Here is a 15,245-nt window from a genome sequence, read left to right on the forward strand (position 1 = left end):
TGGCCTGCTCAGGTGGACACCAGTTGCTTGCCGAAGAAGTGCGTGGCGTGGGGGTTGGCCTCGAACCGATCCACGGGCTGATAGCCGGCGGAGGTATACATGCCGCAGGCCTCGACCAGTGATTCGTTCACGGCCAGCAGCACCCGCCGCGCTCCGAGCGCACGCGCGCGGTTCTCCAGTTCCTTGAGGAGGAACGTGCCCAGGCCGCGCCCGCGCACGTCGGGTTTGAGCCACATCCGCTTGATCTCCACCACCCCGGGCTCGAGCACGTAGACCGCCCCGAAACCCACCACGGTGGCGGTGCCAACCTCGCGAACCAGCACGAAGTCCCCTCGCGGCGGCGTCACATCGGCTGGATCGTCGGCATGGGTGAGGTCGGGGTCCTCCTCGGTGCCCAATCGCTCGCTGAGTTCGCTGAGGTAGTGCTGCATGGCCCGTGCTGCCGCGGCACTGCCGGCCTGCCCACCCAGGATCCGCACCGGCGCGGGCGGGCGGTGCTCGGGGCTCGTCGGGGGCACCATCTACCTAGTGTGCACCGCCATGCTGCGGGCTGTCCTGTCCGGTTCTAGGCTCGCGCTATGGCAGACCCGGACCAACCCAACCGGAGCCCCCGACTGTGCGTGCTGGCGGCCACCCCGCTCCTGATGGTGGAGATCGAGTCCTCCGACGAGGACACCGAGGCGGCAGGGAATGTGCATCTGCATCCGGGCGGACAGGGGTTGTGGGTGGCCCGTATGGCTTCATCGCTGGGCGCCGGGGTGACCGTGTGTGGACCCTTCGGTGGCGAGGTCGGTGCGGTGCTGAGCCCGATGCTTGCGGAGGAGAGTCTGCGGATCCGGGCGGTGCCGTACAACGCGGGCAACGGCGCCTATGTGCACGACCGGCGGGCAGGGCAGCGGGTGACCCTGGCGCACATGGTTCCCGGACCGCTCACCCGGCACGAGATGGACGACTTGTACGGCACCGTGCTGGTTGAGGCGCTGGAGTGTGACGTGTTGGTGGTGACCGGGGCCGAACCGGAGCGGGTCCTGCCGGCGGAGTTCTTCGCCCGGATCGTGCGGGACGTGCGCAGCGCGGGGATCCCGGTCGTGGCCGACCTGTCCGGGAACACGGCGAAGGCGGCCGCGGCGGAGTGTCCCACGCTGCTGAAGATGAGCCACGAGGAGATCCAGGCCGCCGGCCTGGCTGACCACGACGATCTGACCACCCTGGAGGAGGTCGGCCGGGAACTGGTCTGCGGCGGGGTGGAGGCGATGTTGATCTCCCGGGCGGGGGAGCCGCCGCTGCTGGTCACCGCCGACTCCGCGCAACTACTCGTGGGACCGGTCGTCACCCCACTGGACCACCACGGCGGGGGCGACTCCATGACGGCCGGGGTTGCGGTGGCGCTCGGGCGCGGAGCCGGGGTGGCTGAGGCCGCCCGGCTTGGTGCGGCGGCGGGGGCGCTGAACGTGACCCGTCGGGGGCTGGGCACCGGCAGGCGCGAACAGGTCGAGCGGTTCGCCGACCACATCGGGATCGAGGAGGTCGCCGGCGCGGGCGGCCGGAGTGCGGACGGCACCGATGCCGACGGCACCGATGCCGACGGCAGCGCGCGCGGGAACGATGGCGGGAGCAGCGGCTGATGCGGGTCCTGATCACCAACGACGACGGCATCGCGTCTCCCGGCCTGACCGTGCTGGCCGAGGTCGCCCTCGCGGCCGGGTGCGACGTCGTCGTGGCCGCCCCGCACCGGCAGTACTCCGGTGCCAGCGCGGCCCTGACCGCACAGGAGGTCGATGGCGCGCTGGTGCTCGTTGAGGGGCGCCCGCCCGGACTGCCGGAGGAGGTGAGGGCATTCGGGGTCAAGGCCGCACCCGCGCTGATCACGTTCGTGGCCGCCTATGGCGCGTTCGGTGAGCGCCCCGATCTGGTGCTCTCCGGCGTCAACCTCGGCGCGAACACCGGGCGGGCCACCCTGCACTCCGGCACCGTGGGTGCCGCGCTGTCGGCTGCGACGCAGGGTATCGGAGCACTTGCCGTCTCGATCGCCTCCGGGGACCCACAGCACTGGGATACGGCGCGGCTGGTGAGTGAGCACGCATTCGACTGGTTGCTCCGTCAGCCGGCCGATGAGCGGGTGCTCAACGTCAACGTGCCCGATATCCCGGCCGGCCAGTTGCGCGGACTCAAACCCGCACCACTGGCCAGTTTCGGTGCCGTGCAGGCGAGTGTGCGGGAGAAGGGCAAGGGCTACGTGATGCTGACCTACTCCGGTGTCAGCGCCCGGGAGGAGCCGGGCTCCGACCACGACCTGCTCACCCGGGGCTGGGCCACGGCCACCCTGCTCAGTGCGCCCTATGACGATCCCGGTCAGACCGTGCTGCCCGAGTTCGAAAGTGGCGGCACGGACGTCGCGGTGGATGTGGGCACCGGAGCGGTGATGAGTTCGGGCGATGACAAGCCCAGCGGTGAGATCTCCGAGGAACTGACCGGCCGGGATGCCGCCGGCAGGTGAGCGGCCCGCTCAGGGCGTTGCCGCCTCCAGGAGGCGGTCCAGCACCCGCCCGGCCGCTGCGCGGGCAGGATCGTCGCCGGGGTGCTGGGCGAGCCAGAGTGCGGCCTCGTTCATCGCCCCGGACAGTTGTGCCGCTGTGGCATCCAGGAGTTCCGGAGCCACACCGACGCTGTGCAGCACCTCGCGCAGATGGGCGCCGGAGTGCTCGGCATCCAGGGCGCGCCATTGGGCCCAGCCCATCACGGCGGGAGCGTCGATGAGCAGGATCTGCCCCACGGGGGCTGCGGTGATCGCGTCCAGGAAGGCGTGGCTGCCGGCGCGCAGTTGAGCGCCGGGCTCGGCTCCGGCCCGTTCGGCGGCGGCGACCACAGCCGCGGCGACATCGGCCTGCAGGGCAGCGGCGACCGCGCCGAAGAGCCCCGCCTTGCTCCGGTAGTGGTGGTACACCGCGCCTCGGGTGACCCCTGCCGATCGGGCCACGTCCTCCAGGGATACCGCGGCGTAGCCCTCGGAGGCGAATGACTCGGTAGCGACCCGCAGGAGGGTCCGGGCGGTCTGCGCGGCGACCGCGGCAGAAGCACGTGCCATCACTCTTCCTTTACCTACTTGGTGTATGTATCCTGTTCATGTTTACAAACACAGTGTACGTAAAGGAGAGTGCGATGTCTGTCACCAGCGTCTACCCGGTCCTGATGTCCGACGACGTGGCTGCGGCCGCGCGGTTCTACCGCGAGGTGCTCGGATTCGAGAGCACCTTCGAGGCGGACTGGTACGTCAGCCTGCGCCTGGGGGAGTGCGAGCTGGCGATCCTGCAGGGCGACCATCCCACGGTGCCTGCCGGGTTCGGTGCACCCGTACGCGGCCTCATCCTCAACATCGAGGTGGAGGATGTCCACCCGCTCCACCACGCCCTGACCGTGGAACATGGGCTGACGCCGGTTCTCGCGCTGCGGGATGAGGACTTCGGGCAGCGGCACTTCATCGTCGAGGCCCCGGGCGGGGTGCTCGTGGATGTGATCCAGCCGATTCCGCCTACGGCACAGTTCGAGCAAGCCTACGCACAGGAAGCCCTGCCCACCGGGTGAGGCCGGTTGGTCGTGTTCCGGGCCCGCAGTTGTTCGTGGGATCGGCCGGCGGTGCCCGGATCGCCGGCCGGGGTGGTCAGGTGACCAGCGCCGAGGTGGACACGAAGACGACGCCGGCGAGGATCGCCAGCCCCGTCATCAGGGCCACCGCCGCGATCAGTCCACCACCGGGCATCCGCTCGATGGTGGGTGCCCCGATCGTGATGGCTCGCACCACCCGCTCGGCCCGCCGGATCCGCGCGGTGAAGAGCCACAGCATCCCGACGCCGCAGACCAGGGCCGCCGCCGGCAGTGCGATCCCCAGCACCGCGTTGCCGGCGGCCAGGTATCGGCCCGCCAGGGCCAGCCCGGCTGTCACGGCGAGGACGGTGCGGCGCCAGGACAGATCGGTACGTTCGAACTGCAGGCCCCGGTCCCAGGTCATCCCGACCCGCCGAGTAGCAGGCCCGCACCCACCAGCACCGTGACCGCGACCAACCCGATGGTGACCGGCAGGGTGGTCAACGGCGAGGGCAGCGGGCGGTCCTGCCGCAGCGCGCGCTCAATACGCACCCACCCGATCCAGGCCTGCAGCACCACGATCAGGGCGGTGGCCACCAGGGTCAGGGCGGCGATGGCGCGTACGGTGGGGTTGAGCGGGGTGGCCAGGGCCTCCAGCGCGACCGCACCGGCCAGGAAGGCCAGGGCGGTGCGGACCCAGGCCAGGAAAGTGCGTTCGTTGGCCAGGGAGAAGCGCGGGTCCGGCTCGTCGCCGGAGGCATAGACGTGCCGGGGGAAACGGGCCCTAGCCATCGAACCTCGCTCTGGACGGTCTGCTCTGTGCTGTCACCGCCCCTCAGAGTACTGCCTGCACCACCTCGGCCCAGATCTGCCCGGCCTCCGTGACCTGCTCCTCGGTGACGACGAGCGCCGGGATGAAGCGCACCACCTGGCCCCAGGGACCGCAGGTCAGCAGCAGCAGCCCACGTTCGGCGGCCGCTTGCTGGGCCCTGGCGGCGGTGGCCCCGTCCGGGCGGCCGTCGGCGTCGCGGAACTCATTGCCGAGCATCAGGCCGAGACCGCGCACGTCGGTGATCGCGCTGTGGTCGGCCGCGACCCGCTCGAGCGCGCCTCGCAGTTGCGCGCCCCGCTCGCGGGCGTTGGCCACCAGGTTCTCGGAGGTGATGACGTCCAGCGTCGCCAGCGCTGCGGCGCAGGCCACGGCGTTGGCGCCATAGGTGCCGCCCTGTGAGCCGGCCCAGGCCTTGCTCATCAACTCCTCCGAGGCGGCGATAGCCGAGAGCGGGAAACCGGAGGCAATGCCCTTGGCGGTGGTGATGACATCGGGACGCAGGCCGAAGTGGTCGCCACCCCAGAACTCCCCGGTGCGGCCCCAGCCGGTCTGGATCTCGTCGACGATCAGCAGGATCCCGTGCCGATCGGCCCGTTCGCGCAGCCCGGCGAAGAACTCGGCGTTGCCGGGTACGTACCCGCCCTCACCCAGCACCGGCTCGACGATGAACGCGGCGGTGTCAGCCGGGGCGCTCATGGTCTGCAGCGTGTAGTCGAGCTGGTTCAGGGCGAACGTGGTGGCCTCGGCCTCGCTCCAGCCGTAGTGCGTGGGGTCGGGGAAGGGGGAGATGTGCACTCCGGCCATCAACGGGGCGAACCCGGAGCGGAACCGGGTCCCGGAGGTGGTCAACGAGGCCGCCGCGACGGTACGTCCGTGGAACCCCCCGTGGAAGGCGATGATGTTCGGGCGGCCGGTGGCCTGGCGCACCAGGCGCAGCGCCGCCTCGACCGCCTCGGAGCCGGAGTTGGCGAAGAACAGCGAGTCCAGGCCGCTGGGTAGCACCTCCGAGAGCCGCTCGGTCAGGTCCAGCAGCGGGCGGTGCATCACGGTTGTGTACTGGGCGTGGATGATCTTGGCGACCTGTTCCTGTGCGGCGGCCACCACCTTGGGGTGGCTGTGACCGGTGCCGGTCACGCCGATGCCGGCGGTGAAGTCCAGGTAGCGCCGGTCATCCTCATCCCAGAGCAGCGCACCCTGTCCCCGGGCGGCGACGACGCCGGTGGCCTGCTTCAGGTTGGGGGACAGTTCAGCCATGTTCATGCTCCCGTGTAGGATTGTCGACAATCTGTCGGGTCCATTGGTACCACGGTGAGGTGGCCTCGTGCTACCGCACCGCGTGCGTTCAGGTTGCGACACCTAGATAGGTTGCCCCCCATACCCCATCTGCGAAAGGCGAACCACATGGCTCACCAACTTCCCGCCGGGACTCCCACCGGTCTGTTCATCGATGGGCAGTGGGGTCCGGCGTCGAACCAGGCCCAGTTCGAGGTGGTGAACCCCGCCACCGGTCAGGTGCTGACCCAGGTGGCCGATGCCGATCCGTCCGACGGCCGCCGCGCCCTCGATGCCGCCGTCGCCGCCCAGCCGGCCTTCGCCGCGCTGGCGCCCAAGCGCCGCCACGAGATCCTCATGGACGCCTTCAACCTGCTGCATGAGCGCATCGATGATCTGGCGCTGCTGATGACCCTGGAGATGGGCAAGCCACTGGCCGAGGCCAAGGGCGAGATCACCTATGCCGCAGAGTTCTTCCGCCACTCCGCCGGTGACGCGCTGCGGATCTCCGGGGGCTACCAGAGGGCACCTCAGGGCGGAGCCCGGTTCATCATCGCCAAGCAGCCGGTGGGACCGTGCCTGCTGATCACCCCGTGGAACTTCCCGATGGCCATGGGCACGCGCAAACTCGGACCAGCGATCGCCGCCGGCTGCACCTCGGTGATCAAACCGGCCGCCCAGACGCCGTTGTCGATGCTGGCGCTGGTGGACATCCTGCGTGAGGTGGGCCTGCCCGACGGGGTCGTCAACACCGTCACCACCTCCGACTCCGGCGGGGTGATGGAGCCGCTGATCCGGTCCGGCCTGGCGCGCAAGCTCTCCTTCACCGGATCCACCCCGGTGGGCAAGAAGCTGCTGGAGCAGTGCGCGGACAAGGTGATGCGCACGTCGATGGAACTGGGCGGCAACGCCCCCTTCATCGTGTTCGACGACGCCGACCTGGACTCCGCCGTCGAGGGCGCCTTCCTGGCCAAGATGCGCAACATGGGCGAGGCCTGCACCGCTGCCAACCGGATCTACGTCCAGCGCGGCATCATGACCGACTTCGCCACCAGACTCACCGAGAAGATGTCCGGCCTCACCGTCGGCCCCGGCACCGACGACGGGGTGAACGTGGGCCCCCTGATCGACCAGGCCGCGCGGGACAAGGTCAGCGAACTGGTCAGCGACGCACTCGAGCGTGGCGCCACGGTGCTCACCGGCGGGCAACAGTCCGAGGGCGAGGGTTACTTCTACCCGCCCACGGTGCTGTCCGACGTGCCGGTCGATTCGCGGATGGGAAGTGAGGAGATCTTCGGTCCGGTGGCGCCGTTGACCCCCTTCGACACCGAGGAGGAGGTGCTCGCCGCGGCCAACAACACGCCCTATGGCCTGGTCTCCTACGTCTACACCACCAACCTGGACCGGGGCTTGCGGATGGCCGAGGCCCTCGAATCGGGCATGGTCGGCCTGAACCAGGGCGTGGTGTCCAACCCGGCGGCTCCCTTCGGTGGGATCAAGGAGTCCGGCCTGGGCCGCGAGGGCGGGACCGTGGGGATCGAGGAGTTCCTGGAGACCAAGTACATCGGCATCGCAGTGGCAGACTGAGGGCACAAGTCCGGGCCGTGCCGACCGGGCCGCCACAAGTCTCGTCCGACCGACGACGACGTAGCGCGCGGCGGCGGTGCAGGTGCGCCCGGGCGCACCTCACCTGACGTAAGGATCACGATGCCAGAGCCGATCGCGCCGTCGGACCGGGCCGACGGCCCCACCTCACCCGAGGGCCTGCCCGACCTGGAGGCGCTGCGCGCCCGGCTCGGGCCGCGCCTGCTCACCGACCCGGACCAGGTGGCGCCCTACTGCCGCGACGCCTCCCGGGCCGTCCCGGACGGGCCGGCCCACGCCGTCGTGCTGGCCGAGGACACCGCCGACGTCAGTGCCGCGCTTGCCTGGGCGGACGAGCACCGGGTGCCGGTGTCGGTGCGCGGTGGCGGGACCGGGCTGTCCGGGGGAGCGGTGTCCTACCCCAGCGGGCTGGTCGTGTCACTGGAGGCGATGAACAGGATCATCGATATCGACATGGGCAACCGGCTGGCCGATGTGCAGGCCGGCGTGATCACCGCGGACCTGGATGCGGCCGCCCGGGAGCGGGGCCTGTTCTTTCCGCCGGACCCGGCGAGTTCGCGTACTTCCACGGTGGCCGGCAATATCGCCAGCAACGCCGGAGGCCTGCGCGGGGTGGCCCACGGGGTGCTGGGCGACTTCGTCGCGGCACTGGAGGTGGTGCTGGCCGACGGCCGGGTGCTGCGGACCGGGCGGCGCACCACCAAGGACGCCACCGGGTATGACCTGACCAGCCTGTTCGTCGGATCGGAGGGCACTTTGGGCGTGATCACGGCCGCCACGGTGCGACTCAAGGCGGTGCCGCCGGGGCAGCCGCGGATGTTCCGGGTTAGTTTCGATGACATTGAGGACGCCGGCCGGGCGGTGATGGCGATCGTGTCCAGTCCGGCTCGCCCGGAGGTGCTGGAGATGATCGATGCCCTCGGGGTGGAGATCATCGAGGACTATCAACCCAGTGGTCTGCCGCGCCCGGAGGCTGCCCTGCTGATCGGGCAGACGGTGGGCATCGACGCCCAGCAGCAGGCCGAGGCGATCCTGCGGATCTGCACCGAGCACGGCGGGACCGAGGGCGAGATCTTCGCCGACGAGGAGTTGCTGGAGGCCAGGCGGCGCTCGCATCCGGCCCTGGTGGCACGCGGGATGCGGGTCTCCTCCGACGTCGGCGTGCCGGTGGCGGCGTTGGCGCAGATGGTCACCGGGGTCAAGCGGATCGGGGCCGAGCACGGCCGGCGGGTCTCGATCGTGGCGCACGCCGGGGACGGCAACCTGCATCCCACGGTCGAGGCCGGGGCGGGGGAGGATGAGTACGCCGCCGCCCAGGCCGTGATCGATGACATCACCCGGTTCGCGCTGGAACTGGGTGGCACCGTGAGCGGGGAGCATGGGATCGGTTCGCTCAAGCGGCACGCGCTGGCCTGGCAGGTCGGGCCGGTCTCCCGGGAGATGCAGGCCGGGATCAAGGCCGTGTTCGACCCCAACGGCATCCTCACCCCCGGCCGCGGGATCTGATCCGGCCCGGCGCCCGGGGAGTTGCCCGGGTGGTCAGTGCTGCTGGGCGATGAGGCGCTCGAGTGCGTCCGCCATGTGCGCCACGATGAGGTCATCGGTGTGCTCGGCACCCCCGGGCACGAAGGACTCCGCGATCGAGCGGTGCTCCTCGACCCTGGTCTGCGGGTCGGCGTAGGTCGGCTCCAGGGCACGGATGCACATGCGGGTCTCGGTGAGCACGGTCTCGTGCGCACGCTGCAGCCGCGGGCTTCGGGCGCCGGCCACCATCGCCTCGTGAAAGCGCACGTCGGCCTCGGAGACGGCGACGACGTCCCCACTGCCGGCGGCGCGGCTCATCTGTTCCACCGCCACCAGGAGTTCGGCGCGCACCGGGTCCGGATCCACCCGGTGCACGTGTGCCGCGGCGGTGCGTTCGATCCCCTCCCGGGCCAGGTACATGTCCCGGATGTTCTCCGGGGACAACTCGATCAGGAAGAGCCCGCGGTTGCGATGGGAGACCAGCAGTCCCTCCTGGGTCAGGCGCTGCAGTCCCTCGCGGAGCGGGCCACGGCTGACACCGAGCTGGGCCGCCAGCGCCGACTCGTGCAGTTGGCTGCCCGGCGGGATACGCCCCTGCGCGATCGCCTCGCGCACCTGGGAGGCGATCAGGCTGGGCGTGGACTCCTGCACCACCGGATCCAGTGGACGGATCCCCTCGATCGTGGCCATCAGGATGCCCCCTCCGTACCGCCGGTGGCATGTGCGCCGGTAGGGGTGCCGGTGCCGGTGGTGGTGGTGGCGGTGGCACGGTCGAACAAGGCGCCGAAGCCCTCCAATTGTGGGCGCAGGCCGAGTAGACCGAGGCCGTCGAATACGGTCACCTGGTTCGCGGTCAGCACCGGCGTTCCGGCCACGTGCTCCAGGTCCGGCAGCCAGCCCAGTGAGTGCATCGCGGTGTCCGGAACCAGGACCGCCTCGGCGCCGGAACGGCCGGCACCGGCAACGATCGCGCAGACGTCATCGCGACCGAGGGTGCCCACCTGGGCAGCGGTGTGGATGTCGTGGCTGGACATCCCGACGACCTCGATCCCCCCGGCACGGAGGAAGTCGGTGAAGTGCTGCGCCACGTCCTGGGGGTAGGAGGCTGCGACCGCCACCCGCTCCACGGAGAGGGCCCGGCAGGCGCGCACGAAGGCCAGCGACGTCGAGGAGGCTGGTCGGCCGGTGCGCTCGGCGATCTCGGCGGCCTGGGCGTGGGCGCCCTCCCAACCGAACACGAAACTCCCCGACGTGCAGGCCCACATCAGCGCATCGACGCGGTGCCCGATCCGGGCGGCGCCCTCCAGGAGGCGTTCACTCGAGCCCAGGTCAAGGAGGGCATCGACCTCATGGGCGTCGATGCCCACCGAGGTCTCCTCCACCAACAACTGGACCCCATGGGCAGCCAACGGTTCGGTCAAATGGACGTAATCATCGGCGGCGCTGTCGCCGGGGTACAGCAATCCGATCGTGGGCACCGGAACCTCCACCGTGTCGATTGTCGACAATCCTACCGTTCCTCGGTCCCTGTGCTACCACCCTCCTCGCCCCAACCGCCCAATTGGGCGCTCGGGGCGGTGCGTCGGGGGGTGGGTGCGCTGGAACTGTCCAATTGGACGGTTGGGGCGGTGCGTCGGGGGGTGGGTGCGCTGGAACTGTCCAATTGGACGGTTGGGGCGGTGGGTCGGGGGGTGGGTGCGCTGGAACTGTCCAATTGGACGGTCGGGGCGGTGGGTCGGGGGGTGGGTGCGCTGGAACTGTCCAATTGGACGGTTGGGGCGGTGGGGATGGCGCGGGCGGCGCGGCGGAGCCGCTGGGCGAGCGGCGAAGTGGCGCGCGGGTGGGGGAGGGGCGGTTAGGTGAGCAGGTTCAGGGCGATCAGCGCATAGGCCCCGGCGGCGGTGGTCAGGTCCTCCAGCGCCACGGACTCGTTCGGCCGATGCGCCTGCTCGGTGACCGAGCCGGGCCCGAGCACCACCACCGGCATGCCGGCATCGCGTGCCAGGAACCCGCCGTCGCACGCCGCCGTCCAGCCACCCACCGGCAGGTCCGGCCCACCCGCGGCGGGGACCGCGGCGGTGGCGGCCCGCACCAGCGCGCTCGCCGGGTCGGTCTCGAACCCGGGCATGTTCATCGGCATCAGCACATCCACTGCCAGCCCGCGTCGATCCAGACCCAGGCCCGCGATCCGCTCGCGCGCCTCGGCGAGCACCTGCTCGGGATCCTCACCGGGCAGCAGGCGCCGGTCGGCGCTGATCCGGCAGTGGTCGGGCACCATCGACCCGCCCACACCGCCGGTGACCACGCCCACGTTCCAGGTGGCCGGCCCCGCCAACGGGTGCGCGTCGGCAGCCAGTTCGGCGTGCCAGGCCTCCAGGTCGGCGATGATCGCGGCCGCCCCGTAAATCGCGTTGCGTCCGTCGGCTGGGTTCCCGGCGTGGGCCGCCCGGCCGTGCACGTCGATCTCGATATAACTGGCACCACGAGCGGCCACGATGGTCTGCAGATCGGTGGGCTCGGCCACCACGCACCCGGCGTGGGTCAGGTTCGCCGGGTCGGTGATGTAGTCCCGGATCCCGATCCCGAGTTCCTCCTCATCGACCACCGCGGCAAGTTCCACCGGCCCGCGCAGGCGCACACCGGATCGGGCCAGGGCGCCCATCGCCACCAGTGCCGCGGCCAGCCCACCGAGCATGTCCGCCGCGCCCCGCCCGTACAGACGCCCATCGCGGACCACCGGCCGATACGGGTCGGAGCGCCACCCGGTGCCGGCCGGGACCACGTCGGTGTGCCCGAGCAACAACAACCCGGGCTCGGCACCGGCATCGGGGGTCGTGATGCGCACGTTCGGCCGCTGTGGTGCCACCACCGTGCTGCTGGCATCCAGGCCCAGGTCGCGGGCGTATTCGGACAGCACCCGAGCGGTCACTTCCTCGGTGCCCATCTCGCCCTGCCCGGCGGCGGTGATCAACTCCGCTGCCAGGTCGGCCACCGCCTCCGGTGCGATCCCCTCCAGAACCGCCGCTGCGTCGTCGTCGGCCATCAGGACCGGTCCTGCAGGCGCCGCACCGCAGCGGCCAGGCGGGCCACGCCCTCGCGGGTACGGTCGGGGTTGGTGGAGGCGAAGCACAGCCGCAGCGCGTTCGGGAACCGTTTGGAGGGGGAGAAGGCGTTGCCGGGGATGTAGGCAACCCCCTCCGCCAGGGCGATCTCGAACAGGGCCTCGGTGTCCACCGACTCATCGAAGGTGACCCACAGGAAGAAGCCGCCGTCGGGGTCGGTCCACCGGGCGCTGTCGCCGAAGTGCTCCTGCAGTGCCTCCTGCATCGCCTGCTTTCGGCGCCGGTACTGCGCTCGTTGGGTCTGCAGGTGCTCCTCCAGCCCGCCGCTGGTGAGGAACCCGGCGAGCAGACGTTGCGCAGGCAGGTTGGTGCAGGTGTCCATCGCCTGCTTGGCGTTGATGATCAACTGCTGCAGTGAGGGGGCGGTGTCCACCCAGCCCACCCGCAGCCCCGGGGCGACCATCTTGGAGAACGTGCGAACCGAGAACACCAGCGGATCGCCGTCGGCCAGTTCGTGCAGGGTGGGCACGGCGGTGCCGGAGAAGCGCAGCAGACCGTAGGGGTCGTCGTCGATGATCATCGATCCCCATGAGCGTGCCAGTTCCAGCAGTTCGTGGCGCCGTTGCAAGGTCATCGTGGTGCCCGAGGGGTTCTGGAACGTGGGCACGGTGTAGATCGCCTTCGGGGTGCGCCCGGTGGCCTCGACCATCTCCGCCATCCGGGAGACGATCAGGCCCTCGGTGTCGACCGGTGCCTCCAGCAGTTCGGCCTGGTAGGACAGCGCGGTCGCGGAGCCGTTGGTGTAGGTCGGCGACTCCACCACCACCAGGTCACCGGGGTCGATGAAGATCTTGCAGGCCAGGTCCAGACCCTGCATCCCTCCCGCGGTGATGGTCAGCCGGTCACTGGTCGTGGCATCGGAGGTGCCCTCCAGCATCGCCAGCAGCGCCTCACGCAGCGCCGGGTCGCCCTCGGTGGCGGCGTAGTCGAACGCGTCGGCCCGCCCCGCCCCGATCGCCTCCACCCCGATCGCGGCCAGCGCCTCGGTCGGGATCGCCTCGGCAGCCGGGCTGCCCATAGCGAACCGGACCACGTCATGGGTCTGGGCGGCCAGCAGCGATGTGGAGGAGTCGATCACCGAACCCACCAGAGAATCGGCTCGTGCGGCCAGGGGCAGGGTGCGGTTCGCGGTGTTCATGCCTGTGCTACTCCTTCGTGACGACATTCATGTCTTGACTGTCAGCCCTTGCGGGAAGTCGGTCAGTTGCTCGACTCCGTCGGCGGTGACCATCACCGACTCGCTCATCTCATACCCCCACCCCTCCATCCACATCCCCATGATGATGTGGAAGCACATCCCGGGGGCCAGCACGGTCTGTTCCTCGGCGCGCAGGCTGATGGTCCGCTCGCCCCAGTCCGGGGGGTAGCCCACTCCGATGGAGTACCCGATCCGTGATTCCTTGTAGAACCCGCGCCGTGCGATGGAGTCGGCGAACGCGGCGTGCACCTCCCGGCCGGTGGCGCCCGGGCCCATCACCTCCAGGGCGGCGTGCAGGCCCTCGGTGACGGCATCGGCGCAGCGCGCGAGCTCGGCGTGGGGTCTGCCCAGCGCCACGGTGCGGGCCAGCGGGGCGTGGTACCGGCGGTGCACCCCGGCGATCTCGATCGTGGTCGGCTCACCGCGCACCAGCGGGGCGTCCGACCACGTCAGGTGCGGTGTCCCGGCCGACTGCCCGGTGGGCAGCATCGGCACGATCGCGGGGTAATCCCCGCCCAGGTGGTGGGAGCCGAGGGCCTGGGCGTGCTGGATCTCGGCCACCACATCGCACTGGCGCCGGCCCACCTCGATGGCGTCCATGGCCACCTGCATCACCGTGCTGGCGATCCGACCCGCCACGCGCATCTTCTCCTGCTCGGCCGGCGATTTCACGGCCCGCACCCAGTTGACCAGTTCGACGCTGTCGACGATGGCGGCGTGCGCCAGCCGGGAGTGCAGGGCGAAGAAGCCTCGGGGGGAGAAGTAGTGGGCATCCATCTCCACCGCGATCACGGCACCGGGAACGTCCTCGAACAGACCGAGTTCGCGGGCCTGCTCGGTGATCCAGTCCATCGGGTGGATGTCGGCCCGCTGCACGTAGTGCTCGGGGTAGCCGTGGATATGGGTGCGTTCCAGGTAGGCCGTCCAGTGTGCCCCCTGGGCGTCCATGGCCCGGGCGAACAGGTGCGGGCTGCCCTCGGCGGGTACCACCAGGCACTGGGGGGTGTAGAAGGACCAGGCGTTGTATCCGGTGAGGTAGTACAGGTTCGCCGGGTCAGCCACCATCAGGGCGTTCAGCCCGCGGGATGACATCGCGTGCTGGACGCGCTCCAGCCGGTTGATGTACTCGCTGACGGCGAAGGGCCGGGCGTCGAACGGCTCTGGGGTGTGGGGCAGGGTGTAGCCGGGAACTTCCAGGTCAGTCATTCCTCACCTCCGCATGGGTGGGCGCCGGCACAGCCAGCGTGTCAGGCGACGCCACAGCCGGGGTAGCGGGCCACGACGGCACAGCCGGGGTGGTGGGCTGGTGGGTCAGCAGGTGTTGGCCCGGTCCGACCGCGCTCAACCCGATGGTGCGCAGCGCGGCCCAGATGGTGGCCTGGTTGGCGGTGATCACCGGGATGCCAAGTTCGGCCTCCAACGGGGCGATCAGCGGGCGGGTCGGCAGGTTCGTGCACGAGACGACCACGGCCTGCGGTGGCCGGCCGAGGGTGTGCGATGCGCGGGCGGCGCGGCGGATCAGATCGGCGGTGCGTTGGTACGGCACGGTCCAGATCCTCCCGCTCAGGCCCAGGCTGTGCAGCCCGCTGACGGCGATGCCGGCCTGGTGCAGGAAGGCCGCAAGGCGGGCGGCGATCGGCTCATCGTACGGTGTGGCCACCGCCACCACCTGGGCATCGAGCACGTCCAGCGCCTGCAGCAGCGCCCCGGAGGTGGTGACCGCGTGGTCGAACCCACCGCCCCGCAGCGCCGAGACGATTCCTGCCTCCCCGGCCAGTCCGCCGACGAAACTGCCCGAGGTGCAGGCGTAGGCCATCACCTCGGGATTGATCGTGTGCAGGTCCTGCGCGCAGCGTGCGATCACCTCCGGGGCCCCGATCAACTCGGCCTGGGTCAGGTTCACCAGTACCCGTTGGTAGGGGGTGCGCGTCAGGTGCAGGCTGACCTGCGGCGGAATCCACTCCCACAACTCGCGGTCGAGGGCGAAATCGTACGGCGCGATCACCCCCACGCCGCGCTGATCCAGCGGCGTCAGGGCCGCCACCGGTTCATCCTGCACCAGTTCCATAGTCGCACCCTAGATTGTTGACAATCAGACAGGAAGGCTTAT

General features: G+C 70.4%; 16 protein-coding genes. 5 read left to right on the top strand and 11 right to left on the bottom strand.

Annotated elements, in window-relative coordinates; all coding sequences use genetic code 11:
* Positions 1-8: 8 nt before the first annotated feature.
* Positions 9-521 carry a GNAT family N-acetyltransferase gene (locus tag ACO0LU_RS12115; RefSeq protein ID WP_424791614.1) on the bottom strand — a complete coding sequence of 171 codons (513 nt, stop codon included), beginning with the start codon at positions 519-521 and terminating at the stop codon, positions 9-11.
* Between the two features lie 57 nt (positions 522-578).
* Between ACO0LU_RS12115 and ACO0LU_RS12120 the strand changes: the two genes are divergently transcribed.
* Together ACO0LU_RS12120 and surE are read left to right on the top strand one after the other, a co-directional pair.
* Positions 579-1,625 (top strand): PfkB family carbohydrate kinase, encoded by a 1,047-nt coding sequence (locus ACO0LU_RS12120; protein WP_424791615.1) that lies wholly within the window; start codon positions 579-581, stop codon positions 1,623-1,625.
* A complete protein-coding gene (gene surE, locus ACO0LU_RS12125) occupies positions 1,625-2,497 on the top strand; it encodes a 5'/3'-nucleotidase SurE (protein WP_424791616.1) in 873 nt (290 codons plus the stop codon). Before ACO0LU_RS12120 ends, surE begins: the two co-directional genes overlap by 1 nt.
* A gap of 9 nt (positions 2,498-2,506) precedes the next feature.
* On the opposite strand, the gene ACO0LU_RS12130 is transcribed toward surE, so the two are convergent.
* Positions 2,507-3,085 carry a helix-turn-helix domain-containing protein gene (locus ACO0LU_RS12130; RefSeq protein ID WP_424791617.1) on the bottom strand — a complete coding sequence of 193 codons (579 nt, stop codon included), beginning with the start codon at positions 3,083-3,085 and terminating at the stop codon, positions 2,507-2,509.
* A gap of 74 nt (positions 3,086-3,159) precedes the next feature.
* Here ACO0LU_RS12130 and ACO0LU_RS12135 point away from each other — a divergent pair, with 74 nt between their 5' ends.
* Positions 3,160-3,582 (top strand): VOC family protein, encoded by a 423-nt coding sequence (locus tag ACO0LU_RS12135; protein ID WP_424791618.1) that lies wholly within the window; start codon positions 3,160-3,162, stop codon positions 3,580-3,582.
* A 76-nt stretch (positions 3,583-3,658) separates the two neighbouring features.
* On the opposite strand, the gene ACO0LU_RS12140 is transcribed toward ACO0LU_RS12135, so the two are convergent.
* The 3 genes from ACO0LU_RS12140 to ACO0LU_RS12150 are packed head-to-tail and all read right to left on the bottom strand — an operon-like array spanning position 3,659 to position 5,668.
* The gene (locus tag ACO0LU_RS12140) at positions 3,659-4,006 is read right to left on the bottom strand and encodes a DUF202 domain-containing protein (protein WP_424791619.1); all 348 of its coding nucleotides are present in this window, start codon (positions 4,004-4,006) and stop codon (positions 3,659-3,661) included.
* Positions 4,003-4,374, bottom strand: coding sequence for a YidH family protein (locus ACO0LU_RS12145; RefSeq protein ID WP_424791620.1), 372 nt, complete (start codon positions 4,372-4,374; stop codon positions 4,003-4,005). Before ACO0LU_RS12145 ends, ACO0LU_RS12140 begins: the two co-directional genes overlap by 4 nt.
* 43 nt (positions 4,375-4,417) lie before the next feature.
* Positions 4,418-5,668, bottom strand: coding sequence for an aspartate aminotransferase family protein (locus ACO0LU_RS12150; protein ID WP_424791621.1), 1,251 nt, complete (start codon positions 5,666-5,668; stop codon positions 4,418-4,420).
* Between the two features lie 147 nt (positions 5,669-5,815).
* Here ACO0LU_RS12150 and ACO0LU_RS12155 point away from each other — a divergent pair, with 147 nt between their 5' ends.
* Together ACO0LU_RS12155 and ACO0LU_RS12160 are read left to right on the top strand one after the other, a co-directional pair.
* The gene (locus ACO0LU_RS12155; RefSeq protein WP_424791622.1) at positions 5,816-7,273 is read left to right on the top strand and encodes an NAD-dependent succinate-semialdehyde dehydrogenase; all 1,458 of its coding nucleotides are present in this window, start codon (positions 5,816-5,818) and stop codon (positions 7,271-7,273) included.
* A gap of 120 nt (positions 7,274-7,393) precedes the next feature.
* Complete coding sequence (locus ACO0LU_RS12160; protein ID WP_424791623.1) at positions 7,394-8,797, top strand: FAD-binding oxidoreductase; 1,404 nt, start codon at positions 7,394-7,396, stop codon at positions 8,795-8,797.
* A 33-nt stretch (positions 8,798-8,830) separates the two neighbouring features.
* Here the strand turns inward: ACO0LU_RS12160 and ACO0LU_RS12165 are convergent, their stop codons facing one another.
* The 6 genes from ACO0LU_RS12165 to ACO0LU_RS12190 all read right to left on the bottom strand — a co-directional run bounded on the left by ACO0LU_RS12165 (position 8,831) and on the right by ACO0LU_RS12190 (position 15,203).
* On the bottom strand, positions 8,831-9,505 hold the full coding sequence (locus ACO0LU_RS12165; protein WP_424791624.1) for a GntR family transcriptional regulator: 675 nt from the start codon (positions 9,503-9,505) through the stop codon (positions 8,831-8,833).
* Complete coding sequence (locus ACO0LU_RS12170) at positions 9,505-10,323, bottom strand: maleate cis-trans isomerase family protein (protein WP_424791625.1); 819 nt, start codon at positions 10,321-10,323, stop codon at positions 9,505-9,507. Before ACO0LU_RS12170 ends, ACO0LU_RS12165 begins: the two co-directional genes overlap by 1 nt.
* Positions 10,324-10,670: 347 nt before the next feature.
* Positions 10,671-11,858, bottom strand: coding sequence for a M20 family metallopeptidase (locus ACO0LU_RS12175; protein WP_424791626.1), 1,188 nt, complete (start codon positions 11,856-11,858; stop codon positions 10,671-10,673).
* Entirely contained in the window at positions 11,858-13,075 is a 1,218-nt protein-coding gene (locus tag ACO0LU_RS12180) for a PLP-dependent aminotransferase family protein (protein ID WP_424791627.1), read from the bottom strand. The genes ACO0LU_RS12175 and ACO0LU_RS12180 overlap by 1 nt, the downstream gene beginning before the upstream one ends.
* Before the next feature lie 27 nt (positions 13,076-13,102).
* A complete protein-coding gene (locus tag ACO0LU_RS12185; protein WP_424791628.1) occupies positions 13,103-14,341 on the bottom strand; it encodes a M24 family metallopeptidase in 1,239 nt (412 codons plus the stop codon).
* A complete protein-coding gene (locus tag ACO0LU_RS12190; protein ID WP_424791629.1) occupies positions 14,334-15,203 on the bottom strand; it encodes a maleate cis-trans isomerase family protein in 870 nt (289 codons plus the stop codon). The genes ACO0LU_RS12185 and ACO0LU_RS12190 overlap by 8 nt, the downstream gene beginning before the upstream one ends.
* Between the last annotated feature and the right edge of the window lie 42 nt (positions 15,204-15,245).

The organism is Pseudactinotalea sp. Z1748 (assembly GCF_049725185.1).
In the GTDB taxonomy this organism is placed as follows: domain Bacteria; phylum Actinomycetota; class Actinomycetes; order Actinomycetales; family Beutenbergiaceae; genus CALKWS01.

Coding starts and splice junctions, on each gene's coding strand:
- ACO0LU_RS12115 (WP_424791614.1), bottom strand. CDS start 521: ATGGTGCCCCCGACGAGCCCCGAGCACCGCCCGCCCGCGCCGGTGCGG.
- ACO0LU_RS12120 (WP_424791615.1), top strand. CDS start 579: ATGGCAGACCCGGACCAACCCAACCGGAGCCCCCGACTGTGCGTGCTG.
- surE (WP_424791616.1), top strand. CDS start 1,625: ATGCGGGTCCTGATCACCAACGACGACGGCATCGCGTCTCCCGGCCTG.
- ACO0LU_RS12130 (WP_424791617.1), bottom strand. CDS start 3,085: ATGGCACGTGCTTCTGCCGCGGTCGCCGCGCAGACCGCCCGGACCCTC.
- ACO0LU_RS12135 (WP_424791618.1), top strand. CDS start 3,160: ATGTCTGTCACCAGCGTCTACCCGGTCCTGATGTCCGACGACGTGGCT.
- ACO0LU_RS12140 (WP_424791619.1), bottom strand. CDS start 4,006: ATGACCTGGGACCGGGGCCTGCAGTTCGAACGTACCGATCTGTCCTGG.
- ACO0LU_RS12145 (WP_424791620.1), bottom strand. CDS start 4,374: ATGGCTAGGGCCCGTTTCCCCCGGCACGTCTATGCCTCCGGCGACGAG.
- ACO0LU_RS12150 (WP_424791621.1), bottom strand. CDS start 5,668: ATGGCTGAACTGTCCCCCAACCTGAAGCAGGCCACCGGCGTCGTCGCC.
- ACO0LU_RS12155 (WP_424791622.1), top strand. CDS start 5,816: ATGGCTCACCAACTTCCCGCCGGGACTCCCACCGGTCTGTTCATCGAT.
- ACO0LU_RS12160 (WP_424791623.1), top strand. CDS start 7,394: ATGCCAGAGCCGATCGCGCCGTCGGACCGGGCCGACGGCCCCACCTCA.
- ACO0LU_RS12165 (WP_424791624.1), bottom strand. CDS start 9,505: ATGGCCACGATCGAGGGGATCCGTCCACTGGATCCGGTGGTGCAGGAG.
- ACO0LU_RS12175 (WP_424791626.1), bottom strand. CDS start 11,858: ATGGCCGACGACGACGCAGCGGCGGTTCTGGAGGGGATCGCACCGGAG.
- ACO0LU_RS12180 (WP_424791627.1), bottom strand. CDS start 13,075: ATGAACACCGCGAACCGCACCCTGCCCCTGGCCGCACGAGCCGATTCT.
- ACO0LU_RS12185 (WP_424791628.1), bottom strand. CDS start 14,341: ATGACTGACCTGGAAGTTCCCGGCTACACCCTGCCCCACACCCCAGAG.
- ACO0LU_RS12190 (WP_424791629.1), bottom strand. CDS start 15,203: ATGGAACTGGTGCAGGATGAACCGGTGGCGGCCCTGACGCCGCTGGAT.